The sequence below is a fragment of the Salegentibacter lacus genome (assembly GCF_020164555.1).
Classification (GTDB): Bacteria; Bacteroidota; Bacteroidia; order Flavobacteriales; family Flavobacteriaceae; genus Salegentibacter; species Salegentibacter lacus.
Window position 1 is genome coordinate 1 of sequence record NZ_JAIQZB010000039.1, and the last position, 5,989, is coordinate 5,989.

The 5,989-nt window shown below is 33.5% G+C and carries 7 protein-coding genes; 1 reads left to right on the top strand and 6 read right to left on the bottom strand.

Going from position 1 to position 5,989, the window contains the following annotated elements:
* Positions 1 to 100, top strand: a 100-nt coding sequence (locus LB465_RS17795) for a transposase domain-containing protein (protein WP_224471273.1), incomplete at its 5' end; no start/stop codon positions are given.
* Between the two features lie 208 nt (positions 101 to 308).
* Here LB465_RS17795 and LB465_RS17800 read toward each other — a convergent pair.
* From LB465_RS17800 to LB465_RS17825, 6 genes are all read right to left on the bottom strand, one after another.
* Positions 309 to 878, bottom strand: coding sequence for a porin family protein (locus LB465_RS17800; RefSeq protein WP_224471267.1), 570 nt, complete (start codon positions 876 to 878; stop codon positions 309 to 311).
* Positions 879 to 1,641: 763 nt separating this feature from the next.
* Positions 1,642 to 2,352, bottom strand: coding sequence for a hypothetical protein (locus LB465_RS17805; RefSeq protein WP_224471268.1), 711 nt, complete (start codon positions 2,350 to 2,352; stop codon positions 1,642 to 1,644).
* 108 nt (positions 2,353 to 2,460) lie between these two features.
* A complete protein-coding gene (locus tag LB465_RS17810) occupies positions 2,461 to 3,282 on the bottom strand; it encodes a hypothetical protein (RefSeq protein WP_224471269.1) in 822 nt (273 codons plus the stop codon).
* Positions 3,283 to 3,452: 170 nt separating this feature from the next.
* A complete protein-coding gene (locus LB465_RS17815; RefSeq protein WP_224471270.1) occupies positions 3,453 to 3,947 on the bottom strand; it encodes a hypothetical protein in 495 nt (164 codons plus the stop codon).
* 574 nt (positions 3,948 to 4,521) lie between these two features.
* On the bottom strand, positions 4,522 to 4,980 hold the full coding sequence (locus LB465_RS17820) for a cytochrome c oxidase assembly factor Coa1 family protein (protein WP_224471271.1): 459 nt from the start codon (positions 4,978 to 4,980) through the stop codon (positions 4,522 to 4,524).
* A 151-nt stretch (positions 4,981 to 5,131) separates the two neighbouring features.
* Positions 5,132 to 5,884, bottom strand: coding sequence for a hypothetical protein (locus LB465_RS17825; RefSeq protein WP_224471272.1), 753 nt, complete (start codon positions 5,882 to 5,884; stop codon positions 5,132 to 5,134).
* Positions 5,885 to 5,989 lie beyond the last annotated feature (105 nt).

Here is a 5,989-nt window from a genome sequence, read left to right on the forward strand (position 1 = left end):
TGTTAATCCCCAGCAGTGGTTAGAGGATACCCTGCAAAAAATACCCGATCATAGCATCCAAAAATTGGAGGAGTTATTGCCCGGCTATCAGAAGGGGTAGTGAGTGCAGTTGCTCGGACGGATACTGTTTAGTTAAGATTTTGTCTTTAAAAATTGCAACCAACGTCTCGTATAAAAACTGTGCGAGGTGGCGAACGAGATTCTCCGCAGGAAAATCCACTAAGCAAGCGAGCACGATGTTTCAATTCAAGAACTAATTAAGCATTGTTTTTATATCGTGTTTCCCACAGTACTTATTTTTATAATTTTTAAAACATAAATCCAGTACCCAATTGAAACCCGCTATTGTTAAATGTGGTACTATAAGCATCAAGGGCATTCGTAAAACCGTAAGAATATCGAGTGGTGATAAAAAACCCATTGCTAATTGCATAGGATACTCCCAAAGCCCCTCCGAATTCAAAACTGCTCCCGAATTCGGTCTTCCTATCCCAAATTTTTTCTTTTACTAAAAAATTAAATGAAGGACCTGCTTCTATAGATAAAGATTCTGTAAGATATATTTTAGCCAAAACGGGAACCTGGAAATAATTCAAGTTGTAATCTATATTGAGATTTCCCTCAAAAGTAATTACATCTGCCTCTGTGCCTTGTGTAGAATATAAGATTTCAGGTTGAATAGAAATTTTATTAGATAAAGGGACTTCGGCCAGTAGACCCAAATGAAATCCGGTCCTAAAGCTAGTTTTAGCAAAATTATCAGAACTTAGATCAGTAAGATTAATACCACCCTTTGCCCCAAAATAGACAAATTCCTGAGCTTTAATGGTGGAGCCAGTAAAGATTAAAAAGGATAAGATTAAAATCAGACTTCTCATTTTGGTTGTTGTTTATATTTATCAAGTTTCATATTTGTAAGTATTGTGGGCAACGTCCCGTATAAAAACTGTGCGAGCTGGTGAGCAAGATTGTCCGCAGGAAAATTCGTTAAACAAGCGAGCACGGGGTTTCGAATTGAGACAGATTGTAGCATTGTTTTTATAGGTTGTTGGCAACTGTTTTTTTAATTCTTTGGGTTGGAGTTAAAACTGTGCTTAAGGGAATTCACCTATGTATCCGAACTTTAAAATCTGACAATGACCAATTATTTCGAAAAACCATCAAGCTCATTTTTCTTTTTTAGCCAACCCATATCCTTAAATCTTATAAAGTCGATTACAATTTTTTATGTTTTTTAAAACTTCCTAAAAGGACAAAACATCTGTCCATTTTAAAATAAACAAAATGAGAAACGTTAATCCAGTACCGGAAAATATTACGCCTTGCCACAAAAAGAGTTTCGAATTCCATTGTTTATGCATCTTTTTGCCCAGTTGTTTTTTATTATAATTACTTAATATCTTCCAACTGAGAAAAGTGCTTATTAAAAAAATCAATATCGATGCTATTAATGAAGTTTGTTCCATTTTTAAAATTTGTAGTTTATGTTTTAAATTGTTGCCAACGTCTCGTATAAAAACTGTGCGAACAGGCGTGCGTGATTGTCCGCAGGAAAATCCGCTAAGCAAGTGAGCAGGGAGTTTCGATTTGAGACAGGTTTGAGCATTGTTTTTATATAATGTTGTGGCACGTTTTCTTAAATTACGGCAATATTTTCGGTCCTATGATATCCATCCACAAAATAAATCCAATAATTCCGCCAATCAGACCGCTCAAAATAAATGTTAGCCTAAGTCGATTTGGAATAATTTTAAAAATTACAAATAAGGAAATCAAGAGGCCAAAAAATCCTAAAATAATAGGAATTGTTCCCTCCCATAAATTTAGTCCAAAAGATATAAATTTTTCATCCCCTCCGAAATAGCTACCTACTGGTGAAGTTATTTCACTACCAACTGAAGTCACAAGATTAAAAACTTCTCTTAACCAAAAAAGAGATAGAAAAATAGCTAACCAATCTATTATTTTTAGTCCGAAAGCTCTAATTTGACTTTTGCGAATAAGCAATATTGTTAAACCTATTAAACCTGTTAAAATTGTTTGCAAGGGACCTCCTATTGTAATCCATAATCCATTTGATTGCAATTTTTTTATACCATTTTCGTATTCATTTTTTTTATCAAAATATCCATCGTTTTCAATTGCTGTTTCGTTTTGAATATAGATTTCAACTAATTCCTCATTTAGATCTGAATTATAATTCATACTACCATAATGAAGTGTAGTTTCATACCCTAAATATTTGGCGACTAATATGTGTCCATATTCGTGAGAAACTGTTCCAATTGCAGTAAAAACTATAAATGCATGTGTCAGTATTAAGAAATATTTTATGTCAAACGTTATTTTCATTCAAATGTGCCACAACGTCTCGTATAAAAACAGTGCGGCGATTGCACAGACTTTCGATTCGACACTAGAATAGCATTGTTTTTATATATTGTTAGCCCTAGTATGGTCCTAAAATTCTACTTGTATAATTGAATCTTTATCCACATAAACTTGTAACCATTTCCTATATTTCACAGGCTTTTCTAAATCTAGATAATAGTACTTCTCCCAATGTTTTATTTCTCTAGCTATTTTCAATGCGATCTTTTCTAAGTCTGAATTTGGTTCTCTATAAGTATTTTTGAATTGATTCATTCCGAAAATAGTATCGATTTCTTCATATTCTAATTGCTTGTTTGGACGAAGATTTGCACTCGTTAAATTTCCTGCGCTGTCTATATCTAACCAAACTGCAGCAAACCCTTTTGAAGGTATTAATTTTTTCTTTCGATACTTTTCTAATATTGAGTCTACGTTTGTTACTGGTCTAGAATCATTAGACATATATCGATATTTGGCTAAATCTAATTCGTTTCCATTATCTAAAATCTTTTGTTCAGAGGGATATATCCTTAGACGACCCAGGGGCATACTGTTTGAACAGTAAAATTGAAAGTCTAATTCACCATTGATTTTTTTTGCATATACTAACCAATTCTCTCCTTTTTCAACACTCCAATCACAAGAAGTGAATTTTCCAGTTATTTCACCTTCTGAATTTAATTGAAATTTCAAAAAATTGGGATTAGCACCATTTTTATAATGGTTGCTAATCTTAAATGTTACCGTGTAAGTAAGAGAGTCCGATGAATACATCTTTTCAACCACCTGACCCTTAAAAACGTAATCGGATTGATAGAATTCAATAGCAGGTTTTGGAGTATCGCAGCTACAAGCAAAACTTTTGCTGGCGATCAAAAAAATTATTATTAAAGTTAAGTTCTTTCTCATATTAGGGCTAACGTCTCGTATAAAAACTGTGCGAGCGGGCGAGCGTGATTGTCAGCAGGACAATCAGGGGTGACAAGCGATCACGGAGTTTCGAATTGACACTGGTTTAAGCATTGTTTTTATATAATGTTGTAGCAAGTTTATAACTTTATGATTTGTATCAATTGTTTTCAATCTTCTTTTGTAATTATATCACCTAAAGGGTTCGATGTTTTTCTTCCGTTCAAATGCCAAGTAATCATTGAATATTCCAAATCCGGAAGCCTCTCTGACTCATTTTCCTTTTTCAATAAGACTTTTAATTCCTCAAAATTTTCTTCAGGTGCGTGTTGAAATATTAACCATGCTGGAATTGGGGCATCAATCCTGTCAACATTTGGAAAACCATACTTCTCTGTAATTTCAATTAGTCGCTCTGTATTAGCTAAATCTAAGCTATCGATGATATCCCATAAAGAATCATTTATCCGATCATATGAAGGAGAGCTTTTATTTAAACTGATTGATTTTTTTCTAAGAAATTGATCTTTATCAACCATTTGTTCTAATTCTTCGATCAAATCTTTTTTATCTGAATCGCTAATTTTGTTAAATCGTTCCTCCACGGTTAAATTCTGACATGAACCTAGAAAGATAACAACTAATAATGATAGAGTTTTTTTCATAAATTTCGCTTATAATTTGCTACAACGACCCGTATAAAAACTGTGCGAGCGGGCGAGCGTGATTGTCCGCAGGACAATCCGCTAAGCAAGCGAGCAGAAAGTTTCGATTCAAGAAAGATTTAAGCATTGTTTTTACTGTTGGCAGTAGTTTGTTTTTCGCTTTAAAAAACTGCCCGCATCATTTAATTAAAATAAAGCTGTTTGAAATACTTGAAATGATAACCAGCCAAAACTGTTTTCCATATATCCGCTTTTTCAATTATTCCCTTTTCGTACAATCTCCTACCGTCCGTAAAAGTCCGATATACAATTAGATAAAAAAGCAAGAGTAAAAGAAAAGTTCTAGATTGAACTTTGTCAGTTGCATTTAGCCAAATCAGAACTCCAATTGGAACAAGTATTGCCAAATAAAAAATTAATATGTTTTTCAATTTTTGGATATCTTAATTACTGCCAACGTCCCGTATAAAAACTGTGTGAGCTGGCGAGCGTGATTGTCCGCAGGACAATCCGCTAAGCAAGTGTGCACGGAGATTTGAATTGAGACAGGCTTTAGCATTGTTTTTATATATTGTTACCCACCGTTTTGTTTTCCAGTCAATATTTTCCACTCTTGTTTTTTCTCGGGTGGATTTTTTATTCGGATGCTGATTTCGTTATAATTCCATTCATTATTTATCCAGTCAGCAGATATATCCATATTTGCTTTTCCTTTTGTTCCAACAATTCGAACTGACGAATACACAGTTTTATTATTATTGGAGTAATTCACGTGACCCTCCAAAATTGCCATTTTGTCAATCGGCTCTATATCACCTAATAAAACCTTTGCTCTCTGGTCAGTTTTTACTTTTTCGAGGGCATTATTATATAGTTCTGTATCTGCATATGCTTGAGCTAAATCGGTCGCAACACCGTCCATATTAGATGAAAAAAAAACTGTAATTGAGATGAAAATTATTCCAAAAATCGGTAAAACCCATTTCCAATTTCGATTCCACCAGCTTTTTTGTTGTAACAAATCATTGCCCATATGTAAAATTTAGTTAGAGTTTGAATTTTTAAATGGTGGGTAACGTCTCGTATAAAAACAGTGCGAGCTGGCGATCGTGATTGTCCGCAGGACAATCCGCTAAGCTAGCAACCAAAAAGTTACGATTCAAGAAAAAAATTAAGCATTGTTTTTATATACTGTTGGCGGTAGTTTCTATTGGCTCTAACGCCTTTGAATTACGTATTAAAAAGACGTATTGGAGAACGTCTGTTGTAAATACATCTGGTGATTTAGTTATGACATCAGAACCAAAAAAATTAACTTTAATACCTCCTAAATATTGATTTTTCTTGTATGGTGAATCTGTATTATCTAAATCAAATATTGTTACTGAATTAGTATCCGTGAGTTCTCTTAAATCGTTTATACCTTTAACCAGCATTATCGGTCCGTCGTCATTAAGAATCGAAAGCTTATGGTCTTCTGGTGCCGGAAATTGGTCATTTTCTGGAAGATATACCTCACTATCTAAATTGTAACACACAAAACTTTTAATACTATTCTTTTTAGTAAAGCTTTTTATTCTTTCTGCAAACGGTCGGAAATTATTTTCACCATAGCCTTCCTGAAGAACATGAGCATATCCAAATAATCCATAAAACTTCTCATTTTCTAAATGTCCTTTACTAATAATTCTTTTAAAATTCAAGGTCATAATTGAATCACGAGAAAGTTTTCTTGAATTGTCGTCAAAATTTTTATCAATTCCTAATACTGTAATTTTACTTGAGTCTGGAAGTGCCTTATTATAATCATATATTTTCTCCCATTTTTCAAATAATTGATGGCTTGATTGCTGAGGAATTCTTTGTCCAATATCCAAGACAACTTTTCTTAATATCGAATTATCTTTAATTGAATGTATGCGTCCGTCTAAGTGCATCTTTACTGAGAACCATGTAGGTCATATTTTAGCGGTCTAAATATAATCAAAAATGACCCGATCTTCAATTGCCACAGAAATGCGTAAGCTGGTCACCAGCTTTTA